The organism is Caulobacter sp. (assembly GCF_017744445.1).
Lineage (GTDB): Bacteria > Pseudomonadota > Alphaproteobacteria > Caulobacterales > Caulobacteraceae > Caulobacter.
On sequence record NZ_JAGIBH010000019.1, the window covers coordinates 1 to 23,187 of the forward strand.

Here is a 23,187-nt window from a genome sequence, read left to right on the forward strand (position 1 = left end):
AGAAGCCGCAGCCCGTCTACCTGAAGGCCGGCGACGAGATCCGTCTCGGCATCGAGAAGCTGGGCGAGCAGCGCCAGATCGTCGTGGCCTGGTCGAAGGACGGCGCCCAGTGAGCACCGTCTATCCCAATCGTTTCGCCGGCCGCGTCGCGGTCGTCACCGGCGGCGCCTCGGGCCTGGGCAAGGCCGTGGCCGCCCGCATCGTCGCCGAAGGCGGCAAGGTCGCCCTGTGGGACCTGGACGCCGATGGCCTGAAGGCCGCGGCCGAAGAAGTCGGCACCAGCTTCACCGTCGCGCTGGACGTCTCGGACGAGGCCGCCGTACTGGCCGCCGGCAAGGCGTCGAGCGAGGCCCTGGGCCGCATCGACATCCTGGTCGCCTCGGCCGGCATCACCGGCGCCACGGCGCCGGTCTATGAGTACCCGACCGACAGCTGGAAGCGCGTGTTCGACATCAACGTCAACGGCGTCTTCTACTGCTGCAAGGCCGTGGCGCCGATCATGATCGCCCAGGGCTATGGCCGGATCGTCAACGTCGCTTCGGTGGCCGGCAAGGAAGGCAATCCTAACGCCGGCGCCTATTCGGCGTCGAAGGCGGCGGTGATCGGCCTGACCAAGTCGCTGGGCAAGGAACTGGCCACCAAGGGCGTCATCGTCAACAGCCTGACCCCGGCCACCTTCGAGAGCCCGATCCTGGAGCAGCTGCCCGCCAGCCAGGTCGAGTACATGAAGGGCAAGATCCCGATGGGTCGCCTGGGCGAAGTCCACGAGAGCGCCGCCATGGTCTGCTTCATGGCGTCGGAGGAGTGCAGCTTCACCACCGCCTCGACCTTCGACACCTCCGGCGGCCGGACCACTTTCTAAGGATACTGGAGCCATGGCGTACACGGGCCCCATCGTCGATCCCCACATGCATCTGTGGGACCTCGATCGGCACTATTACGCCTGGCTCCAGGACACGCCGCTGCCGAACAACCCGGCCGGCGACATGTCCGGGATCGCCTACAAGTCCTATGGGCTGGACGACTATCTGGCCGATGCGAAGGGCTGGAACGTCGTCCAGGTCGTGCATGTCGAGTGCGGCCTGCCGCCCAAGGACCAGCTGTCCGAGACCGACTGGCTGCAAAGCATCGCCGACCAGCGCGGCGTGATCGGCGGCATCGTCGCCGGCGCCAACCTGGATGATCCCGACGTCGAGGCGATGCTGGCGGCCCACGCCGCGCGCCGGAACGTTCGCGGCATCCGCCAGATCGTGAACTGGCATAAGGACCCGGCCAAGACCTACGGCCCGACCGACAAGCTGCTGGACGACCAGTGGCGCAAGGGTTTTGCCCTGCTGGCCAAATATGGCCTGTCGTTCGACCTGCAGCTCTACGCCTCGCAGATGGCGACCGCGGCGCAGCTGGCCGACGCCCATCCGGACATCCCGCTGATCGTCAACCACGCCGGCATGCCCACCGATCGCGACGAGGCGGGTCTAGTCGCCTGGCGCGAAGGCCTAGCCGTGCTGGCCCAGCGTCCGAACGTGTCCTGCAAGATCTCGGGCCTGGCCATGGTCGATCGGACGTGGACCACCGCCAGCCTCAAGCCGTTCGTGCTCCAGGTCATCGAGACCTTCGGGGTCGAGCGCTGCATGTTCGCCAGCAACTTCCCGGTCGAGCGGGCGCACGGCAGCTTCGGCGGCTTCTACGCCGCCTATGACGCGATCACGGCCAGCTTCAGTCACGACGAGCGCGACGCGCTGTTCGCGGGAACAGCCAGGCGGATCTACCGGCTGGGCTGACTAGACCAAGACAAAAACAAAAAGACGACACTCGGGAGGAAGACGATGACGACGACGACGGAAAGCCGCCCCCTCGCCTTCCGCATGCAGCTGAAGCCCGGCGTCGCCGCCGAGTACGAGCGCCGCCACGACGAACTCTGGCCGGACTTGGCGCAGGCCCTGCGCGACGCGGGCATCCACGACTATTCGATCTTCCTGGACGAGGAGACCATGAGCCTCTTCGCCGTGCTGCGCCTGCACCCCGACAACAAGAAGGACGCCCTGCCGCTGCAACCGGTGATGAAGCGCTGGTGGGACTTCATGGCCGACCTGATGGAGGTCCATCCGGACAACAAGCCCGTCGAGTGGCCGCTGAAGCCCGTCTTCTATTTCGAGGGCTGAGCATGCGCGCCCTCCCCGCTCTCGGCCTGATGGCCACGCTGCTCGCGACCACCGCTCTGGCCGAGCCCGTCCGCTACACGATGACGGCGTTCACCAACGCCAGCCAGTCGAACATGAGCGTGTACGACTCGGCGGACGGCACACGCTTCACGCTGAAGAAGCCGCTGGCCTACACGCCGCCCAAGGGCCTCATCCGCGATCCCAGCGTGATGAAGCATACCGACGGCTGGTACTATGTCGCATACACCACCGGCTGGACCGGCGACACGATCGGCCTGGCTCGCAGCCGGGACCTGACCGACTGGACCTTCCTGCGCGATGTGAAGATCGACGTTCCCGGCGCGACCAACAGCTGGGCGCCAGAGTGGTTCGTCGACCAGGACGGCTCGATCAGCCTGATCCTGTCGGTCTCGACCACCGGCATCGCCGGCCAATTCCAGCCCTATCGCATCGTCGCGTCCGACGCCTCGCTGGCCAGCTGGAGTGCGCCCAAGATCCTGTCGGGCCTGGGCCCGAACTTCATCGACACCTTCGTGGTCCGCCAGGACGGCCAGTACCAGGCCTTCGCCAAGAACGAGACGAGCAAGTTCATCGAGCTCTACACCGCCCCGTCGCTGGACGGGTCATGGGCGCCGAAGGGTACGGGCGACTGGGCCGGCTGGGGCCGCTACCTGGAAGGCCCGGCCATGAGCCGCACGCCGGACGGCGCCTGGCGGATCTATTTCGACGCCTACCAGGACAAGCGCTACTGGTACTCCGACAGCAAAGACGGCTTCAGGACCTGGAGCCAGAAGACTGAACTGCCTGAGCTTTCCGGCACGGTGCGTCACTTCACGGTGCTGAAGGAAGGCGGCGATCAGGCGGTCGCGACCAAGCCCGCCGAAGCGCACAAGATCACCTGGGACAAGTACTCCCTGAAGGTCGACGGCCAGCGCATCTTCTCATGGGGGGGCGAGTTCCACCCCTTCCGCGTGCCGAGCCCCGACCTGTGGCGCGACATCCTCCAGAAGATGAAGGCCAGCGGCTACAACACGGTCGCGATCTATTTCGACTGGGGCTACCACTCGCCCAAGCAGGGGGTCTACGACTTCACCGGCGTGCGCGACATGGACCGCGTGCTGACCATGGCCAAGGAAGAAGGCCTGTACGTCATCACCCGCGCCGGGCCGTACGTGAACGCCGAGCTGACCCGGGGCGGCTATCCCGGCTGGATGGTCAATCAGGCGGCCCGCGCCCGCACCGACGCGCCGGAATACATCGCCGCCTCGGACGAGTGGCTGACACGTATCAACGCGGTCATCGCTCGCCACCAGCTGACCACCGGCCAGGGCACGGTCATCGCCCACCAGATCGAGAACGAACTGGACGTCGTCGGCGCCCCACAGCAGCGCTACATGCAGTGGCTGTACGACAAGGCGAAAGCCGACGGCATCACCGTCCCGATCTTCCACAATGACAAGGGCCGCAACGGCTACTGGGTGCCCAAGGGCTCCAACGTCCCCGGCACGGTGGAAGGCCCCAACGACCTCTACGCCTTCGACGGCTATCCGGGCGGCAACTGCCGGGTGGACTCAAAGCCGGCCAGTCCGGGCATCGCGCCCGACTGGGGCCTCTATGGCGCGAACGGCGCCAAGGGCGGGGCCTTGGCCAGCCCGAATACGCCCGGCTTCCTAGCCGAGTTCGGCGGCGGCTGGTTCGACTACTGGGGCAGCAACGGCGACTACGACTGCACCGCCATCCATCGCGGCGTCGGCTATCAGCGGGTGTTCTATGGAACCAACATCGCCAACGGCCTGACGCTGCAGAGCTTCTACATGACCTATGGCGGCACCAGCTGGGGCTGGCTGCCGGCCCCGGTGGTGTTCACCTCATACGACTACGGCTCGGCGATCGACGAGACGCGGGCCTTGCGCGACAAGATCCGGGTGACCAAGCAGATGGGCGAGTTCATCGCCGCCGTCCCCGACCTGACCCGCATGGACAAAGGCGAGGCCGTCGTTCCATCGAACGACAAGGTCCGCGTCTATCACAACGTCAACGCCGAGACCGGCAGCCACCTCTATGTAGTGGTCCACAATCCCAGCAGCGCCACCGGCGACGAGGCCTTCACCTTCAAGCTGAAGACCCGCGACGGCGAGTATGTGGTCCCGAGCCGGATCAAGGGCCAGGACAGCAAGATGCTGATGGCCAGCTACGACCTGGGCGGCCAGCGGCTGGTCTATTCGACGTCCGAGATCCAGACGCATCTGAAGTGGAACGACGGCGATCTGGCCCTACTCTACGGCCGGGCCGGCGAGGCGGGCGAGACGGTGCTGCGTTATGCGTCCGCGCCCAAGGTCGAGGTGCTCGAGGGCGATGTAGCCTCGGCCTTCGACGCCGCCAAGGGCGACCTGAAGCTGACCTACCAGCACAAGGGCCTGGCCCGCGTGCGGATCACCGGCGGCGGCCGCCCGCCCCTGACCCTGCTGCTGGCCGACGCCGAGACGGGCCAGACCTTCTGGAAGCGCGAGAACACCCTGGTGCGTGGTCCGGGCCTCGTCCGTAGCGACGCGACCAAGGGCGGGATCCTCTCCCTGACCGGCGACACCGAGACCGACAGCCCGCTGGAGGTCTTCGCGCCCAAGGCCGTGACGTCCCTCCGCTGGAACGGCGCCAAGGTCGCCGCCAGGACCACCGCCTCGGGCAGCCTGCTGGCCGACAAAGCGCTGTCCGGCCCGGGCGTCATCACCCTGCCCGATCTCGCCAAGCTGGACTGGAAGACCGCCCCCGGCTCGCCCGAGGCCGATCCTAAGTTCGACGACGCCGCCTGGCTGAAGACCGAAGGCCGCCGCAGCGGCTCGACCGTGCGCGGCCCCACCGGCCAGCCGGCGCTGGACATGAGCACCTACGGCTTCCACCAGGGCGATGTCTGGTATCGCGGCCGCTATCAGGGCCAGGCCGACGTCGACACCCTGACCTTGCACTACGGGGCCGGCGGCGCTGGCATGCTTCAGGTTTGGCTGGACGGCCGGTTCCTCGGTGAGCACGAACTGGACGGCGGCCTGCCCCGCCCGATCACCACCGGCGTGGCGACCTTCAAGCTGCCCGAGGACCTGCGCGGGACCGGCGAGCACGTCCTCTCGGTCATGGTCCGCAACAACGGCCACAACTGGGACCTCGACGCCGACGACTTCCACAAGGAAGCCCGCGGCCTGGTCTCGGCCTCGCTGTCGGGTCCGGGGACCTACAGCTTCGCCGTGCCGATCGCCTGGAAGATCCAAGGCAACAAAGGCGGCGAGGACATCCAGGACCCGGTGCGCGGCAATCCCAACAACGGCGGCCAATACGGCGAGCGCGAGGGCTGGCACCTGCCGGGCTTCCCCGACGCGTCCTGGGCCAAGGCCGACATGGCCGCAACCACGCCCTATGCCGGCACCACCTGGTACCGCACCAGCTTCGACCTCGCCTTGCCTAAGGACCAGGACACCACCCTGGGCCTGACCATCGGCGATCCCGACAGGCCGCGCTCGCCGAACAAGCGCTACCGCGTGCTGATCTTCGTCAATGGCTGGAACATGGGCCAGTTCATCGCCCATGTCGGCCCGCAGCGGACCTTCGTGCTGCCAAACGGTATTGTCGATCCGCGCGGCAAGAACACCATCGCCCTGGCGGTAACCAGCGACGGTGCTCCCGGCGACGCCCTGGAGGCCGTCAAGCTCGTGAACCTGCGGACCGTGCGCGGCGGGATCCCCGTCGCCCGCGTGCCCGCCCCCGACTTCAAACCCTGATACCCGACGACTGGAGACTACCCGTGCCCAATCTCGCCCACGGCATCGACGCCAAGGACATCAAGGCCAAGATCGCCTCGCTGATCAGCAACCTGGTCGACATCACCGACGAGACCGGCGAGTTCCTGCTGCGCCTGGACGACGGCCGCGTCATCGACACCAAGGGCTGGAACGACTGGGAATGGACCCACGGCGTGGGTCTCTACGGCCTGTGGAAGCAGTACGAGATGCACGGCGACGAGCGCGCCTTCGACATCATGGTCAAGTGGTTCGCCGACCGCTTCGAGGCCGGCACCCCGACCAAGAACATCAACACCGTCTCGCCGTTCCTGACCCTGGCCTACCTGTACGAGGCCACCGGTGACCACACCTACATCCCCTATCTGGAGACCTGGGCCGACTACGTCATGTACGAGGGCCCGCGCACCGAGGAAGGCGGCTTCCAGCACATCGTCTTCAACAGCGAGAACCCGCAGCAACTGTGGGACGACACGCTGATGATGAGCGTGCTGCCGCTGGCCAAGATCGGTCTGCTGATCGACCGCCCCGACTTCGTCGAGGAGGCCAAGCGCCAGTTCATGGTCCACATCAAGTACCTTGCCGACCGCAAGACCGGCCTGTGGTTCCACGGCTGGACCTTCGAAGGCCGTCACAACTTCGCCGACGCCCTGTGGGCGCGCGGGAACTGCTGGGTGACGATCGCCATCCCCGAATTCATCGAGCTGCTGGACCTCAAGCCCGGCGACGGCCTGCGCGCCTTCCTGATCGATGCGCTGGAAGCCCAGATCAAGGCGCTGACGCAATATCAGGACCAAGAGACCGGCCTCTGGCACACGATCATCAACGACAAGACCTCGTACCTGGAAGCCTCGGCCACGGCCGGCTTCGCCTATGGCGTCCTGAAGGCCGTGCGCAAGCGCTACATCGGCAAGGAATACGAGGCCGTCGCCATCCGGGCCATCAAGGGCGTGCTGGCCAATATCGACGACAAGGGCGAGCTGCAGCAGGTCTCGTTCGGCACCCCGGTGTTCGACACGATCCAGGGCTACAAGGACATCCCGCTGACCTCGATGCCCTACGGCCAGTCGCTGGCCATGCTGGCCCTGGGCGAGTTCCAGCGGGCGTTTATCTAGGACCACCCTTCGCGATCGGATCGCCATTATTTCTTCCGTCTCCCCGGCGAAGGCCGGGGCCCAGATGACACCCACGAGCCTCTCTGGATGACTCTGGATCCCGGCCTTCGCCGGGAAGACGGCGGTGGAGGGTTCGCTTCGGTGACACCCACAGCTTAGCGGGGCGCTAGACCCCTTTGACATTCGGGAAGAACACCATGGCCGCGCCGGACATCCGCAAACCCACCTGGGTGAACTATTGGGGCTGGGGCTCCGGCGACATGCTGGGGGCCGGCGCGCAGGCCGTGATCACCGGCTGGCTGGCCTATTTCTTCATCACCTTCTGCGGGCTTTCGCCGGTGGAGACGGGCCTGATCCTGGGCCTGCCGCGCCTCTTGGAAGCCATCACCTGTCCGCTGATCGGCTATATCTCCGATAACCTGCGCCACACCTGGGTGGGGCGCAGGATCGGCCGGCGGAAGATCTTCCTGATCATCACCATCCCGCTGCTGCCGGCCTTCGCCCTGATCTTCGTCACGGGCCAGACCTTCGCCTACTACCTGGTGACCTTCGTCTTCTTCGAGTTCCTGTACACGATGTTCCTGATCCCGTGGGAAACCCTCGCGGCGGAGATGACCAAGGATTACAAGGAGAAGGCCAAGTTCGCCGGCGCGCGGATGCTGATCGCCCAGAGCTCGGCGATCCTGGCCTCGTACCTGCCGACCCTGATCATCAGCCACTTCGGCGGCAAGGACTCGCCCAACACCTTCCTGATCATGGCCGGCATCTTCGGCGTGCTGTTCAGCATCGTCGTGACGATCGTCGTCCTGCTGTCGTGGGAGCGCCCCTATACCGAGGCCGAGAAGCTGATCCAGCCCGAGCCGATGGACTGGTCCAAGGCGGCGATGATCCCGGTCAACATGTTCCGCGACCTGTTCTCAACCCTGCGCATCAAGGCCTTCCGCCAGCACCTGTCGCTGTATCTGGGCGGCTATATCAGCCAGGACATCTTCAACACCGCCTTCCCGCTGTTCGTGGCGACGGTGATGCTGGGCTCGACCCTGCTGATCTCGCAGCTGATGACGACCATGTACGTGGCCCAGCTGATCTCGGTGATGATCGCCATCCGCGTCATCATCCGCACCGGCCCGACCGCCGCCTATCGCATGGCGATCAGCTTCGTGGGCGCGGCCCTGCTGCTGTTCCTGGCCTTCTACTTGATCAAGCCGGCGGGCTTCGCCGAGGGCGTGGCGGGCCTGGGCGGCAATATCTTCAATCTGGGCGCGGCTCCGGCCGTGCTGTTCTGGCTGTTCGTGCCGATCATCCTGGCCGGCCTGGGCCGCGGCACGCTGAATTTCGTGCCGTGGGGCGTCTACAACTACCTGCCCGACGTCGACGAAGCCGTCACCGGCCAACGCCGCGAAGGCATCTTCGCCGGGGTCATGACCTTCGTGCGCAAGATCGCCCAGTCCGGCGCGATCCTGGTGACCACCACCCTGATCGGCATGGGCGGCTTCGTCTCGGCCGCCAAGGGCCAGCCGATGCCGGTGCAGACGCCGTCCGCTATCCAGGCCCTGGTGCTGGTCATGGTCGGCGGTCCGCTGATCGTGATGATCGCCGGGATGCTGATCTCGTGGCGCTTCCACCTCAACGCCCGCACCCACGCGGTGCTGGTCCACGAAGTCGAGCGCCTGCGCGCCGGCGCCACCGAGGCCGAGAGCCCCGAGTCCAAGCAGATCGTCGAGGACCTGACCGGCTGGAAGTGGGAGCGCCTCTGGGGTCGGGCCTAGAGCCAGCCGTTCGAGCGCGCGATACGGCCGGCCTCGACGCGGTTGGCCGCGCCCAGCTTCTGGGCCGCTTCCGATAGATAGTTGCGGACCGTGCCGGGCGAGAGATCCAGCACCTCGGCGATGTCCTTGTTCGAGCGCCCCTCCTCGGCCAAACGCAGGATCTCGCGCTCGCGGTCGGTCAGCGGATCGGGCGCGGCGTCCCAGATAGCTTCGGAGAGTTCCGGCGCGATGGCTCGGCCTCCCGAGGCGATGGTGCGGACGGCGGCGGCCAGGACGCTGCTGGGGCCGTCTTTCAGCAGATAACCCTTCACCCCCGCCTCCATCGCCCGGCGCAGATAGCCCGGCCGGCCGAAGGTGGTGACGATCAGCACCCGCGTGCTGGCGCCGTCGGCCTTGAGCCGCGAGGCGACGTCGATGCCGGTCAGGTGCGGCATCTCGATGTCGGAGATCAGCACGTCGGGCTTCTCGGACCGCACCAGCTCCAGCGCCGCCTGGCCGTCGGGCGCGCGGCCGACGACCTGGATGTCGCCCTCCAGTTCGAGCAGCGCGCTGAGGGCGCCCAGCACCATCTTCTGGTCTTCGGCGATGACGACGCGGATCACGAAGCAGTCTCCACAGGCGCGGTGGCCACCAGGCGCGTTCCGCTCTTGTCCGATACGATATCGAGGTCGCCGCCGATGGCCGATAGGCGCGTGCGCATGCCCTTCAGGCCCGAGCCCTCCGCCAGGCCGCCCCCCCTTGCCGTCGTCGACAATGCTTAGGGTCAGGGCCACGGGGCTGGGCGCCACGCGGATCTTGCAGTGCGAGGCGCCCGAGTGGCGGATGACGTTGGTGATCGCTTCCCGCAGCGCCATGGCCAGCACCGCCTCCTGGCCGGGATAGCCCTCGATCTCGGCAGCGGAGATATCGGCCTGGATGTTGGCGGCGGCTAGGGCGATCTTGGCGCGCTCCAGCTCGGTCGTCAGGGAGGCGCCCTTCATGCCGACCACGGCGGTGCGGACCTCCGCCAACGCTTCGCGAGCGGCGGCGGCGACAGACTGCATCTCGCGTTCGGCGGCCTCGGCGTCGCGGCTGACCAGCTTGGCGGCCAGCTCGGCCTTCACCGCCACCAAGGTCAGGGTGTGACCCAAGAGGTCGTGCAGGTCGCGGGAGATCCGTTCGCGCTCGGCCGTCGTGGCCAGGGCCCGGACCTCCTCGTGGGCCAGAGCCAACTCCTGGTTCTTCCGCTCGACATCGACCTGCATTAGGCTGGCAAAGCCCGTGATGCCACCGAACAGCACCCCAGAGGCCCAGATCTGCCAGAAGTGCCGGTAGAAGGTCAGACCCACGACCAGCAACACGATCTCCAGGATAATCATCGTCCGGACCGCCGTCCGCCGCGGCGCCAAACGCGAGGCGAAGGCCATCGAATAGATCGTGTAGACGCTCCATCCCGCGGCGAAGGACGATAGCGAGATCCCGATCGCGAAGATCGACACCACCTGCCACAGCAGCGGACGTCCTTGCCTGCGCCAGATCGTCCAGAACAGGACCAGGAAGACCACCAGGCCCGCGATCGAGCAGACGAACTCCAGCGTCCCAGGCTTCTTGAAGAACCACGAGATAAAGTAGAACGGCAGGTAGGACAGGAACACGAAGCTCCAGTGACGCCGGAGGCCGGTCGGGGCTTCGTCCGTGCTGCGTGTTCTCTGATCCATGGCGGCGATGTCGCGCGGGAGGCTCGTCATGGTCAAGCCATCTGCCGCCGCCACGCCGCCCACGCGCCGATCAGGGCCGCGACGCTGATGCCGACCACGATCGAGACGTGTTGCTGCACATCGGCCATCGGCTGCATGCCCGACAGCATCTGCGACAGCTGGCCCAGGTGGTAGGACGGCATGACCTTGGCGATGCGGGTGAACCAATCGGGCATGATGTTCAGCGGCATCCACAGCCCGCCGAACAGCGAGAAGCCCAGGAACAGCAGGTTGGCGATGGCGGTGGCGCCTTGCGAGCTGAAGCGCAGTCCGACGTTCAGACCGATCAGGGCGAACGGAATGGCCGAGGCCAGGCCCAGTCCCAGGGTCGCGGCCCAGCGCCCCGGCTCCATCTTCACCCCGCCGAACCAGGCCAGCACGCCCAGCAAGCCGATCGAGGCGCCGACCAGCGCCAAGGCGGCGGCCAGGCGGCCGATCAGGTAGCCGCCGGCCGGCAGCGGCGCGATCTGCTTCAGTTCGATCAGCTTGGCCTCGCGCTCGGCCGCCACGCCCGCGCCGAACCCGAACATGGCCGGGGCGATAGCAGCGAAGATCACATAGTTGGCCAGCATGAAGTGGGCGACTTCCTCGCGCCCCCTGCTGAGACCCAGGCCCATGACCCCATAGAACAGCAGCGGCAGGGCCACGCTGGGGATCAGGAATTGCGGGGTGCGCCAAGTGGCCAGGACCTGGGCGCGGGCTTCACGGAAATAGACGGACAGGGTGTGCATCTCAGGCGGCCTCGGCTTGGCGTTGGGTTCCGACCAGGCGGGTGACGGCGTCCTCCAGCGAGGCGCCGGCGACGGTAAGGTCATCGACGGTTTCGTCGCGCGCCAGCAGCTCGCGGAGCGTAGCGGGAGCCGACGTGGTCAGCAGGGTCACACGGCCGCCGTCGCGGCTGACGCCGGTGACGCGGGCCAGACCCGAGAGCTCGGCGTCAGACAGCCGCGAGCGGCAGCGGATAGCCACGCCCGACACCCGCGACTTGATGGCTTCCGGCGTGCCGTCGGCGATGGCCTGGCCGTGGTCGATGACCACGATGCGGTCGGCCAGCGCCTCGGCCTCGTCCAGGTGATGGGTGGTCAGCAGCACGGCGCAGCCGCGGGCGATCTCGGCCCGCACGGCGCTCCACAGGGCGCGGCGGGCGTCGATGTCCATGCCGGTGGTCGGCTCGTCCAACACCAGAAAGTCCGGCTTGCCGGCGATGGCCAGGGCGAACTGCACGCGGCGCTGCTGACCGCCCGACAGGGCGCCGCAGCGGCGGCGCTCCAGCCCCTCCAGACCGGCCAGACGGACGATCTCGTCGGTCGGGCGAGGCTTGCGATAGTAGCCTCGGAAAAGGTCGATCTGCTCGCGGACGCTCAGAGTGCGCGGTAAGCCTGCCTCCTGCAGCATGACGCCCATCCGCCCCCGAGCGGCCAGGTCGCGCGGATCGCCGCCGAGCAGGGAGGCCTCACCAGCGTCGGGGCGCAGGCGGCCGGTCAGCAGGGCGACGCTGGTGCTCTTGCCCGCGCCGTTGGGACCCAACAGGGCCACGCACTGGCCGGGGCGGATCATCAGGTCCAGGCCGTTCAGGGCCAGAGTCGCGCCCCGCCGTTTCACGGCCTTGGAGATCGCCGCGATAGGCGGCGGAAGATTGGGTGACATGGTCGGCTCCCTCGATATGAAGCCAACATGCCTCCCCCTGCCCCGGCGCATCAGTGCCGGGCGTCACCGGGCCGACATGACAAACGTCACCCGCTGAATGACCATCGTTCGCCGACCTGCGCCAATCCGCCGCGCCCGCTCTTAACGACGATGACGGCGCCCGCCTCGTACGGTCCCGCAACCGTTCGAGTATCAAGGCGCAACCGACCCCATGGACCTTCGCGAAGCCCAGCGCCTGGCCGCCCTGAAGGCCTACAAGGTCCTGGACACCCCCGCGGACGCGGCCATCGATCGCCTGGCCGACCTGGCCGGCAACCTGTTCGACACCCCCATCTCGCTGGTGTCGCTGGTCGACGAGGAGCGCCAGTGGTTCAAGGCCAAGGTCGGGCTGGACGCCCCCTCCACGCCACGTAGCGACGCCTTTTGCGCCCACGCCATAGCCATGGGGCCGGAAGCGGTCTTGGTGGTCGAGGACGCCACCCAGGATCCCCGCTTCGCCGCCAACCCGTTGGTCACCGGCGCGCCCGATATTCGCTTCTACGCCGGCGCGACCCTGACCACGAAGGACGGCCACAACCTCGGCACGCTGTGCGTGATCGACGACAAGCCGCGCGCGCGCCCCGCCGAGACCGACCTCGAGCGCCTGAAGCTCTTGGCCCGGATCGTCGTCGACGAATTCGAACTGGCCAAGGCTCAACGCCAGACCGCCGAGAAGCAGCGCCTGCTGGAGCTGGCGGAGAGCGTCGCCGCCATCGGTCACTGGCGCATCGACATCGCCACCAACCATCTGACCTGGTCGGATCAGACCTTTCAGATTTTCGGCCTCAGCCGCGACAGCTACACGCCAACGATCGACAGCTCTCTCACCCACTATTCTCCAGCGCATCGCGCGGTGCTCGAGCAAGGCATCGAACAGGCCATCGCGAAGAAGGGCGGCTTTGACCTGCAAGTGCAGCTGATCCGGGCCAGCGGCGAAGTTCGCGACGTCATGGCGCGCGGCCTTTGCGAACTGGACGATCACGGCGAGGTCTGCGCCCTGTTTGGCCTGCTGCAGGACGTCACCGACTATTCCAACGCCATGCGCGCGGTCGAGGCGACTGGCGAGCGCTATCGCCTGCTGACCGAGAACGCCAACGACCTGGTCACCCGGATGGGCCTGGACGGCCGTTTCAGCTACGTCTCGCCGGCCGTACGCGCCATCTCGGGCTACGCGCCGGAAGAGGCGGTCGGCCGCCTGGCCATGGAGTTCATCCACCCCGAAGACCGAGCGCGCGTGGCCGAGATCTTCAACAGCGCTCTCTATGGGCCGCCGGGCTGGAGCATCGAGTACCGCATCGTGCGCAAGGACGGCTCGGTGCGCTGGGTCGAGGCCCGCCCGCGCCTGACCCATGATCCAGTGACGGGCGTCCCCAACGCGGTGACGGACGTGATTCGCGACATCACCGACCGCAAGGTCATTGACGACGCCCTGGCCGACAGCGAGGCGCGCTATCGCCTGATGGCCGACAACGCATCGGACATGATCTCGCGCCTGGACGCCAAGGGCGCGATCACCTTCATGTCGCCCGCCTGCAAGCCCATGCTGGGCTTCAAGCCCGAGGAGCTGATGGGCCGGCGGGTGATCGACCTGACCTATCCCGAGGACGTCCCCAGCGTCCTGGCCTATTACGCGGCCCTGATCGCCGCAGGCCCCGGCGCGGTGGCCGAGCCGCTGCAATTTCGCGGTCGCAAGCGCGACGGCCAATGGCTGTGGCTGGAAGGTCAGCCGACACTCTTTTTCGACGAGGCCGGCAAGATGACCGGCGTTCAGGACGTCATCCGCGACATCAGCAGCCGCAAGGCCATGGAAGAGGCTCTGGAAGCGGCTCGCAACGAGGCCGAGGCCGCGGCCAATGTGAAGGCCGAGTTCCTGTCGAACATGAGTCACGAGCTGCGCACCCCATTGACTGCGGTGCTGGGCTTCTCGCGCCTGATCGCTGAGCAGCCCGAGCTGACCGACGCCACCCGCCGCTATGTCGAGCGCGTGTCCAGCGCCGGCAAGGCGCTGCTGTCGACGGTCAACGATATCCTGGACTTCTCCAAGCTGGAGGCCGGCCAGGTCGAGATCGTCCACGCGCCGGCCGCGCCTGCCGCCTTGGTCGCCGAGACCCTGGACCTCTTCACCCTGCAGGCCGGCGAGAAGGGCGTGGCGCTGCGCAGCCAGGGCCTTGCCGCCCTGCCCGCCAGCCTGAACCTGGCCGCCGACCGCGTTCGCCAGATCCTGCTGAACCTGGTCGGCAACGCCGTGAAGTTCACCGACCAGGGCGAAGTCGCCGTCGAGGCGTCCTATGCCGACGGTCGCCTGCGCCTGGCTGTACGTGATACCGGCGCGGGCATTCCCGCTGATCGCCTGAGCGCCCTCTTCGTTCGCTTCTCACAGGTCGACGGCTCGTCGACGCGTCGCCATGGCGGCACGGGTCTGGGCCTGGCGATCTGCAAGGGCCTGGTCGAGGCCATGGGCGGCGAGATCGGCGTCGAGAGCACGGTCGGCAAAGGTTCGTGCTTCTGGTTCGAGCTGCCGGCCGCCGTGATCGGCGCTCCCGTGGCGGCGACCACGCCGGAACGGACCACCGACTGCGCCTCCGGCTGTCGCGTGCTGGTAGTCGACGACAATCCGGTCAATCGCGACCTGGTCTCGGCCGTATTGCGCGGCCTGTCGGTCGAGATGACCGAGGCCGGCGACGGCGCCCAGGCCCTGGCCATTGCCCAGACCCGCGCGTTCGACCTGATCCTGATGGACCAGCGTATGCCGATCATGGATGGCGAGGCGGCCGCCCGGCGCATCCGCGACGGCGATGGTCCTAACCGCACCACGCCGATGATCGCCTTCTCCGCCGACGGCACGACGCGGATCGACGAGCGGCTGTTCGACGGCCTGCTGGGCAAGCCGCTGGACCCGGCGGCCCTGCTGCGTGGCGTCGCCTCGGTGATGATCCGTCGCGGGATCTCGGCGGCGGCCTGAAACCGGGAGCCGCAAGGCTCCACCGGCGTTCTCACCTCGCGTAACAACGAGGTGGCGTCATGACGAGCTCTTCCTTCCGCCGGGACACGATCACCCGGCCGATCTTCCAATGGGCCAAGGGCGTGCTGCCCGCCCTGTCGGAAACCGAGCGCGACGCCATCGAGGCCGGCGACACCTGGTGGGACGCGGCTTTGTTCACCGGCGATCCGGACTGGGACGAACTGCTCGCCCTGCCCAAGCCGACGCTGAGCGCGGACGAGCAGGCCTTCATGGAAGGCCCGGTCGAGACCCTGTGCGCCATGATCGACGACTGGCGCATGACCTGGGAGACCCGCGACCTGCCGCCCGAGGCCTGGGAGTTCCTGAAGAGCGAGAAGTTCTTCGGCATGATCATCCCGAAGGAGTACGGGGGCCTGGGCTTCTCGCACCTGGGCCACGCCGAAATCGTCCGCAAGATCGCCACCCGCTCGGCCTCGACCGCGGTGACGGCGATGGTGCCCAACTCGTTGGGTCCGGGCGAACTGATCCTGCGCTTCGGCACGCAGGAACAGCAGGACTATTGGCTGCCGCGCCTGGCCGACGGGCGTGAGATACCCGCCTTTGGCCTGACCAGCCCCGAGGCTGGCTCGGACGCCAGCGCCATGATCGACGAAGGCGTGGTCTGTCGCGGCCTGTGGAAGGGCGACACCGTGCTGGGCGTGCGGCTGAACTGGCACAAGCGCTACATCACCCTGGGGCCGGTCTGCACGGTGCTCGGCCTGGCCTTTAAGCTGCGCGACCCCGACCGCCTGCTGGGCGGCGAGGAGGACATCGGCATCACCTGCGCCCTGGTCCCGACCGACACGGCCGGGGTCAGCATCGGCCGTCGCCACCTGCCGGCCTTCCAGACCTTCCAGAACGGTCCGAACTGGGGCGAGAACGTCTTCATCCCGCTAGACCTGATCATCGGCGGCGCCGAGCGCGCGGGTCAGGGCTGGAAGATGCTGATGACGGCGCTGGCGGCCGGGCGCGGCATCTCCCTGCCGGCCATGTCCGGAGCGGCGGCGGCCTACAGCGCCCTGACCACCGGCGCCTATGCCCGCGTGCGCCAGCAGTTCGGCATCGCCATCGGCAAGTTCGAGGGCGTGCAGGAGCGCCTGGCCCGCATCGCCGGCAACGCCTATCTGGTCGACGGCGCGCGGCGACTGACTTGCGCGGGCCTGGACCTTGGCAAGCATCCCTCGGTGATCTCGGCCCTGCTGAAGTCGGGCGCCACCGAGCGGATGCGGGTGGTGGTCAACGACGCCATGGACGTCCATGGCGGCAAGGCGATCATGGAGGGCCCGCGCAACTACATGGGCGGGCAGTACCGCGCCGTGCCGGTCGGCATCACGGTCGAGGGCGCCAATATTCTGACCCGCAGCCTGATGGTCTTCGGCCAGGGCGCGATCCGTGCCCATCCCTACATGCTGCGCGAGATCCTGGCCCTGGGTGAGGCTGACAAAGAAAAGGGCCTGGAAGCGTTCGACGCGGCCTTCTGGGACCATGTCGCCCACGCCATCCGCAACGGCATCAAGGCCACGGCCCGCGCCTGGACCGACGGGGCCCTGTCGCCCGCACCGGACGCCGGCCGGGCCAACCGCTTCTACCGGAAGCTGGGCCGCTACAGCGCCGCCTTCGCCCTGACCTCGGACATCGCCCTGCTCACCCTGGGCGGCGAGCTGAAGCGCAAGGAGATGTTGTCGGCGCGCCTCGGCGATATCCTGTCGGAGATGTACTTCCTGTCGGGCGCCCTGAAGCGCTGGGAGGATGAGGGCCGTCAGGACGACGACTTCCCGCTGCTGGAATGGTGCGCCCAGACGGCTTTCGCCACGATCGAGCAGCGCTTCGACGAGATCTTCGCCAACCTGCCCAGCCGTCTGGCCGGCTGGCTGCTGCGCGCGGCGGTGCTGCCGTTCGGGGCGCGCCGGCGGGGTCCGTCGGACCGGGTCACCCGCGCCTGCGCCGAGCTGATCCTGAACCCCTCGCCCACCCGCACCCGCCTGGTCGAGGGTGTCTATGTCGGCGGCGAGGACGAGGCGATCGGCCAGCTGATCGACGCCTTCGAGCGGGTGGTGGCCACCCAGCCGATCCACGACCGCCTGAAGGACCAGGGCGTCCGCGCCTGGAAGGACGGCCTGGACAAGGGCCTGCTGACCCCAGACGAGATCGCCGCCCTGACAGCCGCCGACGCCGCCGTCGCCAAGGTCATCGCCGTGGACGACTTCGCGCCCGAGGAGCTGGGCGCCCCCGCCTCCGAACCACCGCCCGCCGCGACGTCCAAGCGTCGCCGCGCCGCGGTCATCGCCGAGCCGACAATCGGTCGCGCCCCCGCCTAGAAACACCACCTTGGAGCAAGGCTCGGCGTCGCTGTACAAACACAGGTCGACGCTGAGTCCCGAGGGGTCTGTTTCAGTCCATGCATACGCAGAGAATTCTCGTCACGGGCGGCGCGGGCTTCGTCGGCTCGCATCTTTGCGACCGGCTGCTGGAGACCGGCGCGGAAGTGCTGTGCGTCGACAACTACTACACCGGCTCGCGCCTGAACGTGGCGCAGAACCTGGGGAACCCGCGCTTCGAGCTGCTGCGCCATGACGTGACCATGCCGCTATATGTCGAGGTGGACCAGATCTACAACCTGGCCTGCCCGGCCAGCCCGGTGCACTACCAGTTCGACCCCGTGCAGACGACCAAGACCAGCGTCCACGGCGCCATTAACATGCTGGGCCTGGCCAAGCGGGTGAAGGCCAAGATCCTGCAGGCGTCGACCTCGGAAGTGTACGGCGACCCGACCATCCATCCGCAGGTCGAGAGCTACTGGGGCAACGTCAATCCGATCGGCATCCGCTCGTGCTACGACGAGGGCAAGCGCTGCGCCGAGACCCTGTTTTTCGACTACTGGCGCCAGCATAAGCTGCGCATCAAGGTGGCGCGGATCTTCAACACCTATGGCCCGCGCATGCACCCCAACGACGGGCGTGTGGTGTCGAACTTCATCGTCCAGGCGCTGAAGGGCGAGGACATCACCCTGTACGGCGACGGCAACCAGACGCGCTCGTTCTGCTATGTCGACGATCTGGTGGACGGCCTGATGCGGCTGATGAACACCGGCGACGACGTGACCGGCCCGATCAATCTGGGCAATCCGGTCGAGTTCACGATGAAGCAGCTGGCCGACCTGGTCCTAGAGCTGACCGGCAGCAAATCGGGCCTGGTCCACCGTCCCCTGCCCTCGGACGACCCGCGCCAGCGCCAGCCCGACATCACCCTGGCCAAGCAGCACCTGGACTGGGCGCCGACCGCGCCGCTGAAGGTCGGGCTGATGCGGACGATCGAGTACTTCGACGGGCTTCTGAAGACCGCCTAGCGCTTTTCGAAGAACCGCGCGGCGTTCGGCCCGTCGCTCTTGCCGCCGAACCAGCCGATCCAGAAGTGGTAGTAGTCACGCAGCATGTCGCGCGGGATGAAGAAGCCGTGCTGGTAGGCAGTGTCGACGCCGATCGCCAGCTTCGGGTCGGGCTTGTCCTCGTACCAGGTGCCAAACAGCCGGTCCCAGATCGGCATGATGCCGAAGTGGCCGGTCGGGTGGGTCATGTCCAGCTTGTGGTGGGCCCGGTGGTGGTTGGGCGACTGAATCAGCCAGCGGCCCACCCAGCCCCAGTTCGCGTCGATCTTGCCGTGGATGATCAGGCCGATGCCCACGACCAGCACGTTGACATAGATCATCACCTCGGCTGGCGCGCCCAGGACGGCCAGCGGCAGGTTGACCAGGAAGATGGCCGTGAAGGTCGCCGGATGCTGACGCACCGAGGTCACCACGCCGAAGTCCTCGGCCGAGTGGTGATAGCGGTGCAGCGGCCAGAAGAACTTGGTGTGGTCCGTCCGGTGGGTCCAGTAGTCGAAGAAGGTGTAGATCGCGAAGTACAGCGGCAGCTGCAGCGCGAACGGCAGCGGCGGCGGGCCCAGGTTCACGCCGGTCGAGGCGGCGATGGCGTCATGGATCCACGCGCCCGAGATCATCGAGACGCCCAGCATCAGCACGCGGCCGACGATGTCCAGCACATGCCCCTGGCCCAGGATGAAGACGGCCAGGTCGGTGTTCAGCGATGGGGTGCGAGCGAAGAGCAGCTGGCGCAGCGAGCTCTCCGGCCAGCCTACGATGGCCGCCTCGATGCCCAGCGCCGTCGGCAGCAGCAGGAATACCAGGAAGATGTTGTTCAGGTGCGCGTGGGCCGAGTCCGTGTGCAGGCTCTTGCCCAGGAAGGTCAGGGTCAGCTCGGCGGGGATCAGCTGCAACGACAGCCACCAGGCCGCGCCGGCGATGGCGGCGTACAGCACGAAGCCGGCGATCAGGGCCACGCGGCCCAGGCCGTTCGACGGTGCCTGTTCGACGCCGATCTCGGCGGCAGGATGTAGCGCTGCGGGTTTCAAGACGTCCGCTCCCCAGGAAATCCACGGCATTCATGCGCCCGGCGCCGTTAAAACTTGGTGTGGCGGCGCTACCGGAGGTCGCGACATGACAAACGTCACCCCGAAGGCGTGACCCCAGACACTGCAACGCTTCGAGTCGATCGGTCAGTTTCCTCGCCAACAGAGGAGACTTTCCATGACCTTCCCGACCCGCCGCGCCGCCCTGCTGGCCGCCACGGGCCTGGCCGCGATCAGCACCGCCGCCGCCGCCCAGACCCCGACGACGACGCCCGCTCCGGCCAAGAAGGAGCAATCGACACAGGTGCAGGGCGTGACCATCACCGCCCCCGGCCAGCAGGACATGAAGACCTCGATCGACCGCCGCAGCTACAGCCTGGGCAAGGACATCCAGGCCACGACCGGTTCGGTCGCCGACGTGCTGCGCAATGTGCCCTCGGTGCAGGTCGATGTGCAGGGCAATGTCAGCCTGCGCGGCGACGCCAACGTCACGATCATGATCGACGGCAAGCCGTCGGGCATGTTCCGGGGCGAGAACCGCGGCCAGATCCTGCAGCAGATCCCCGCCAGCCAGTTCGAGCGCGTCGAAGTGATGACCAACCCGTCGGCCGCCTTCAGCCCCGAAGGCACCGCCGGTATCATCAACCTGATCACCAAGCAGCAGCGCGGCGTCGGCACGACCGGCTCGGTCCGCGCCAATGTCGGCACGGGCGGGCGCAAGAACGCCAGCATCACCCTGGCCCGCAACACCAAGCAGCTGACCCTATCGGCCGACGCCGGCTGGCGTCGCGACAAGGCCAAGGGCGAGATCGTCGACGACCGCGAGCGCTTCGACGCCCTCAGCGGCAAGTACGCGACCAGCCACCAGCAGATCAATTTCGCCAGCCGGGGCAACGCCTACAACGCCCGCGCCGGCGTCGACTACGACCTGGACAAGCAGACCCGCCTCAGCGCCGAGGCCCGCTACAACGACGTCACCTACGACACCGACGCCGGTTCGTTCTACGACGGCAAGGACGTCAACGGCGCGCCCAACGCCCGTTTCCAGCGCCGCGCCGACGGCCAGATGAAGCGCTCGGTGGCCGGCCTGTCGGGCGACCTGCGCCGCAAGCTGTCGCACCAGGACGAGGAGTTTACGCTGAACACTAGCCTGGAGCGCACCCGCGACGCCCAGACCACCCTGGCCGACGCCTTCAACCAGCTGCCGGTGGTCTCGAACTATGTCGAGCGCGTCCGCGTCGGCGACAAGCTGGTCCAGGGCCGCGTCAAGGCCGACTACAAGCGCACCCTGGCCGGCGGCGCCAAGCTGAACGTCGGTTACGAGCTGCAGGTCGACGACAACGACTACGACAACTACGGCGCCCGAGGGCCCAATAGCGGCGCCCTGGTCGTCGACCCCGCCCTGACCAACCAGTTCAAGTACGATCAGGTCATCAATGCCGGCTACGTCACCTACAGCCGCGTGTTCGGCGACTTCACCGTGATGCCGGGTCTGCGGGTCGAGGACGTGAAGATCGACACCAACCAGGTCACCTCGAACCTCAAGGATAGCTACGACTACCTGCGCGCCTACCCCTCGTTGCACATGCAGTACAAGGTCGACGACATGCGGCAGGTCAACGCCAGCTACAGCCGTCGCATCCAGCGTCCTTCGGCTACGGACCTGAACCCCTATCGGATCTATCAGGACCCCTACAGCTATCGCCAGGGCGACCCGCGCCTGAAACCCCAGACCACGGACTCGTTCGAGGTCGCCTACCAGCGGCGCAAGGGCTTCAACTACTATCTGGGTACCCTGTACTGGCGCGAGGCCCGCGACGGCGTCACCGACGTGGTCCGCGACCTGGGCGGCGGCGTGCTGCTGACCACCAAGGCCAACCTCGCCAAGAGCCGCAGCGGCGGCCTGGAGCTGGTCGCCAACGCTCGCCTGTCGCCCAAGGTCAGCTACACGATCAGCGGCAACGCGGCCTGGAACGAGATTGGCGCCACGGACCTGGGCTTCGCCGACAAGCGCTCGGCCTGGACGGTCTCGGGCTATGCGGCGCTGAACGTACAGGCCACGCCCAAGGACTTCATCCAGATCAGCGGCTTCGCCATCGGCAAGCGCCTGACGCCGCAGGGCTATCGCGAGCCGACCGGCATGGTGAACCTGGGCTACCGCCACAAGTTCAACGACCGCATCTCGGGCGTGGTGACCGTTCAGGACACCCTGAACACCTTCGGCGACAAGCTGGTGATCAACACCGCCGCCCTGAAGGACCGCCGGACCATGGACCTGGACCTGCGGGCCGTCTTCATCGGCATCACCTACGGCTTCGGCGGCAAGGGCGTTCCCAATCCCCGCCGCGCCCGCGAGCCGGCCTTCGACTTCGGCTCACCGGGCGGCGGCGTGGGGCCGATGTAACGCCCCCTACGGTCTCCAGCCCTTCAGCAGGTTGGAGACCGTATAGGCCTTGGCCTGGGACGCGGTCAGCTGGCGACGCCGCTTGGACGGCTTGCCGGCCCCGGGGCCTTTGCTGGCGTATTCGAACAGGCGGGCGTCTTCGGGCTGGTACATAGCCCGGCGTCCGCCTTTCAGGTTGTAGTGCATCGGGTACCAGGCCTCGGGGACGATATGATCGTCCATCCAGCACCGGATGAAGGCGGTATGCCCCACGGCGTTCGGATTGCCGTAGCGGCCGTCCGGGAAGGTCATGGTGTGCCGCCACGGACGGCCCAGCGCCATCGTATGCCTGGGCATGTCGGCGTCCCGCGTCAGGCGGCAATCCAGGAACACCAGGCCATAGGGCTGGCGGCGGTCGGTGTCGGGCGCGGCGATGAAGCCGTGGAAGTCCTTGCCCGGCCGCGTGCGCGAGCGGATCTCGCAGCGGTCGAACACCGCCACGCCCCGGCCGTAGATGAAGTCGACGCAGCCGCTGATGTAGCAGTTGCGGAACAGGCTGCGGCCGGCGTCGGTGAACAGGGTGTCCTGCCAGCCGGTCAGGGCCACGTCCTCGAAATAGGCGCGGTCACTGCCCTCGCCCAGCTTCAACGCCGTGGCCTGGGCCCCGCTGGCGCCGGTGCGGTCGTAGTCGACCTCGGCCGGCATGTTGTGCGGATAGTCGAAGTCGTTGGCGATGGTCAGGCGCTCGGCGCGGAAGCCCGGCGCCAGCACCGTCATGGTCGCGATCTCGGGCGGACCACCCGGACGGTTGCGGCCGGCGGCGTACTCGTTGAACACGATGACGCTGGCCGCCCTGCCCTCGCCCACCAGATGGATGTTGGGTTTGCGGACGGTGACCTGCTCGCGCCAGGTCCCCTTGGGAACCAGGATACGGAAGGGTCGGTCGCCGGAAGTCGGCGCGGCGTCCAGCGCCTCGGCCAGGGTGGCGAAGTTACGGGCAGCGCGGGGATCGGGCTTGGCCGAGAGAATGGCGTCAAAGCGTGCGGGCTTGGCGAAGGCCGGCGCGGCCGTCAGGCCCGCGAGGCCTGCCAGCACCACCGACCGACGATCGGGAAATCTGGACATCGGGGGAGCCTGTAAAGA

15 protein-coding genes and 2 pseudogenes are annotated in these 23,187 nt (G+C 67.5%); 11 read left to right on the forward strand and 6 right to left on the reverse strand.

Features of this window, described 5'->3' with window-relative positions:
• The 7 genes and pseudogenes from J7528_RS25630 to J7528_RS21420 form a co-directional block, all read left to right on the forward strand.
• Nucleotides 1–113, forward strand: a pseudogene (locus J7528_RS25630) (2-hydroxyhepta-2,4-diene-1,7-dioate isomerase); the annotation flags it as partial.
• Nucleotides 110–862 carry an SDR family NAD(P)-dependent oxidoreductase gene (locus J7528_RS21395; RefSeq protein WP_291878737.1) on the forward strand — a complete coding sequence of 251 codons (753 nt, stop codon included), beginning with the start codon at nt 110–112 and terminating at the stop codon, nt 860–862. The pseudogene J7528_RS25630 and the gene J7528_RS21395, both read left to right, overlap by 4 nt.
• A gap of 13 nt (nt 863–875) precedes the next feature.
• Nucleotides 876–1,781, forward strand: a complete 906-nt coding sequence (locus J7528_RS21400) for an amidohydrolase family protein (RefSeq protein WP_291878740.1) — start codon at nt 876–878, stop codon at nt 1,779–1,781.
• A 45-nt stretch (nt 1,782–1,826) separates the two neighbouring features.
• Nucleotides 1,827–2,162 (forward strand): L-rhamnose mutarotase, encoded by a 336-nt coding sequence (rhaM, locus tag J7528_RS21405; RefSeq protein ID WP_291878742.1) that lies wholly within the window; start codon nt 1,827–1,829, stop codon nt 2,160–2,162.
• 2 nt (nt 2,163–2,164) lie between these two features.
• Entirely contained in the window at nt 2,165–5,929 is a 3,765-nt protein-coding gene (locus J7528_RS21410; RefSeq protein WP_291878745.1) for a beta-galactosidase, read from the forward strand.
• Between the two features lie 23 nt (nt 5,930–5,952).
• Nucleotides 5,953–7,062: a glycoside hydrolase family 88 protein gene (locus J7528_RS21415; protein ID WP_291878748.1), complete on the forward strand. Its 1,110-nt coding sequence runs from the start codon at nt 5,953–5,955 to the stop codon at nt 7,060–7,062.
• Between the two features lie 197 nt (nt 7,063–7,259).
• Nucleotides 7,260–8,831, forward strand: coding sequence for an MFS transporter (locus tag J7528_RS21420; protein WP_291878750.1), 1,572 nt, complete (start codon nt 7,260–7,262; stop codon nt 8,829–8,831).
• Here J7528_RS21420 and J7528_RS21425 read toward each other — a convergent pair.
• From J7528_RS21425 to J7528_RS21440, 4 genes and pseudogenes are all read right to left on the reverse strand, one after another.
• A complete protein-coding gene (locus J7528_RS21425) occupies nt 8,828–9,433 on the reverse strand; it encodes a response regulator transcription factor (RefSeq protein ID WP_291878833.1) in 606 nt (201 codons plus the stop codon). The two genes, J7528_RS21420 and J7528_RS21425, sit on opposite strands and share 4 nt — an antisense overlap.
• A 429-nt stretch (nt 9,434–9,862) precedes the next feature.
• Nucleotides 9,863–10,558 (reverse strand): annotated as a pseudogene (locus J7528_RS25635) (histidine kinase); the annotation flags it as partial.
• 2 nt (nt 10,559–10,560) lie between these two features.
• Nucleotides 10,561–11,298, reverse strand: a complete 738-nt coding sequence (locus J7528_RS21435; protein ID WP_291878753.1) for an ABC transporter permease — start codon at nt 11,296–11,298, stop codon at nt 10,561–10,563.
• Nucleotide 11,299: 1 nt separating this feature from the next.
• Nucleotides 11,300–12,265 (reverse strand): ABC transporter ATP-binding protein, encoded by a 966-nt coding sequence (locus J7528_RS21440; RefSeq protein ID WP_291878756.1) that lies wholly within the window; start codon nt 12,263–12,265, stop codon nt 11,300–11,302.
• A 160-nt stretch (nt 12,266–12,425) separates the two neighbouring features.
• Here J7528_RS21440 and J7528_RS21445 point away from each other — a divergent pair, with 160 nt between their 5' ends.
• The 3 genes from J7528_RS21445 (at nt 12,426) to J7528_RS21455 (ending at nt 18,600) form a co-directional block, all read left to right on the forward strand.
• A complete protein-coding gene (locus tag J7528_RS21445) occupies nt 12,426–15,215 on the forward strand; it encodes a PAS domain S-box protein (RefSeq protein ID WP_291878759.1) in 2,790 nt (929 codons plus the stop codon).
• Nucleotides 15,216–15,274: 59 nt separating this feature from the next.
• Nucleotides 15,275–17,572, forward strand: coding sequence for an acyl-CoA dehydrogenase (locus tag J7528_RS21450; RefSeq protein ID WP_291878761.1), 2,298 nt, complete (start codon nt 15,275–15,277; stop codon nt 17,570–17,572).
• Nucleotides 17,573–17,652: 80 nt separating this feature from the next.
• Nucleotides 17,653–18,600 carry a UDP-glucuronic acid decarboxylase family protein gene (locus J7528_RS21455; protein ID WP_291878763.1) on the forward strand — a complete coding sequence of 316 codons (948 nt, stop codon included), beginning with the start codon at nt 17,653–17,655 and terminating at the stop codon, nt 18,598–18,600.
• On the opposite strand, the gene J7528_RS21460 is transcribed toward J7528_RS21455, so the two are convergent.
• Nucleotides 18,597–19,664: a sterol desaturase family protein gene (locus J7528_RS21460; RefSeq protein ID WP_291878765.1), complete on the reverse strand. Its 1,068-nt coding sequence runs from the start codon at nt 19,662–19,664 to the stop codon at nt 18,597–18,599. The two genes, J7528_RS21455 and J7528_RS21460, sit on opposite strands and share 4 nt — an antisense overlap.
• A gap of 175 nt (nt 19,665–19,839) precedes the next feature.
• On the opposite strand from J7528_RS21460, the gene J7528_RS21465 reads away from it, so the two are divergent.
• Nucleotides 19,840–22,065, forward strand: coding sequence for a TonB-dependent receptor (locus J7528_RS21465; RefSeq protein ID WP_291878767.1), 2,226 nt, complete (start codon nt 19,840–19,842; stop codon nt 22,063–22,065).
• A 6-nt stretch (nt 22,066–22,071) separates the two neighbouring features.
• On the opposite strand, the gene J7528_RS21470 is transcribed toward J7528_RS21465, so the two are convergent.
• Entirely contained in the window at nt 22,072–23,169 is a 1,098-nt protein-coding gene (locus J7528_RS21470; RefSeq protein ID WP_291878769.1) for a pectinesterase family protein, read from the reverse strand.
• Nucleotides 23,170–23,187 lie beyond the last annotated feature (18 nt).

Excerpts from the sequence above, each read along its gene's own strand:
- J7528_RS21440 (WP_291878756.1), bottom strand. The coding sequence starts at position 12,265 with ATGCGCCGGGGCAGGGGGAGGCATGTTGGCTTCATATCGAGGGAGCCG.
- J7528_RS21435 (WP_291878753.1), bottom strand. The coding sequence starts at position 11,298 with ATGCACACCCTGTCCGTCTATTTCCGTGAAGCCCGCGCCCAGGTCCTG.
- J7528_RS21450 (WP_291878761.1), top strand. The coding sequence starts at position 15,275 with ATGACGAGCTCTTCCTTCCGCCGGGACACGATCACCCGGCCGATCTTC.
- J7528_RS21420 (WP_291878750.1), top strand. The coding sequence starts at position 7,260 with ATGGCCGCGCCGGACATCCGCAAACCCACCTGGGTGAACTATTGGGGC.
- rhaM (WP_291878742.1), top strand. The coding sequence starts at position 1,827 with ATGACGACGACGACGGAAAGCCGCCCCCTCGCCTTCCGCATGCAGCTG.
- J7528_RS21465 (WP_291878767.1), top strand. The coding sequence starts at position 19,840 with ATGACCTTCCCGACCCGCCGCGCCGCCCTGCTGGCCGCCACGGGCCTG.
- J7528_RS21400 (WP_291878740.1), top strand. The coding sequence starts at position 876 with ATGGCGTACACGGGCCCCATCGTCGATCCCCACATGCATCTGTGGGAC.
- J7528_RS21445 (WP_291878759.1), top strand. The coding sequence starts at position 12,426 with ATGGACCTTCGCGAAGCCCAGCGCCTGGCCGCCCTGAAGGCCTACAAG.
- J7528_RS21410 (WP_291878745.1), top strand. The coding sequence starts at position 2,165 with ATGCGCGCCCTCCCCGCTCTCGGCCTGATGGCCACGCTGCTCGCGACC.
- J7528_RS21455 (WP_291878763.1), top strand. The coding sequence starts at position 17,653 with ATGCATACGCAGAGAATTCTCGTCACGGGCGGCGCGGGCTTCGTCGGC.
- J7528_RS21470 (WP_291878769.1), bottom strand. The coding sequence starts at position 23,169 with ATGTCCAGATTTCCCGATCGTCGGTCGGTGGTGCTGGCAGGCCTCGCG.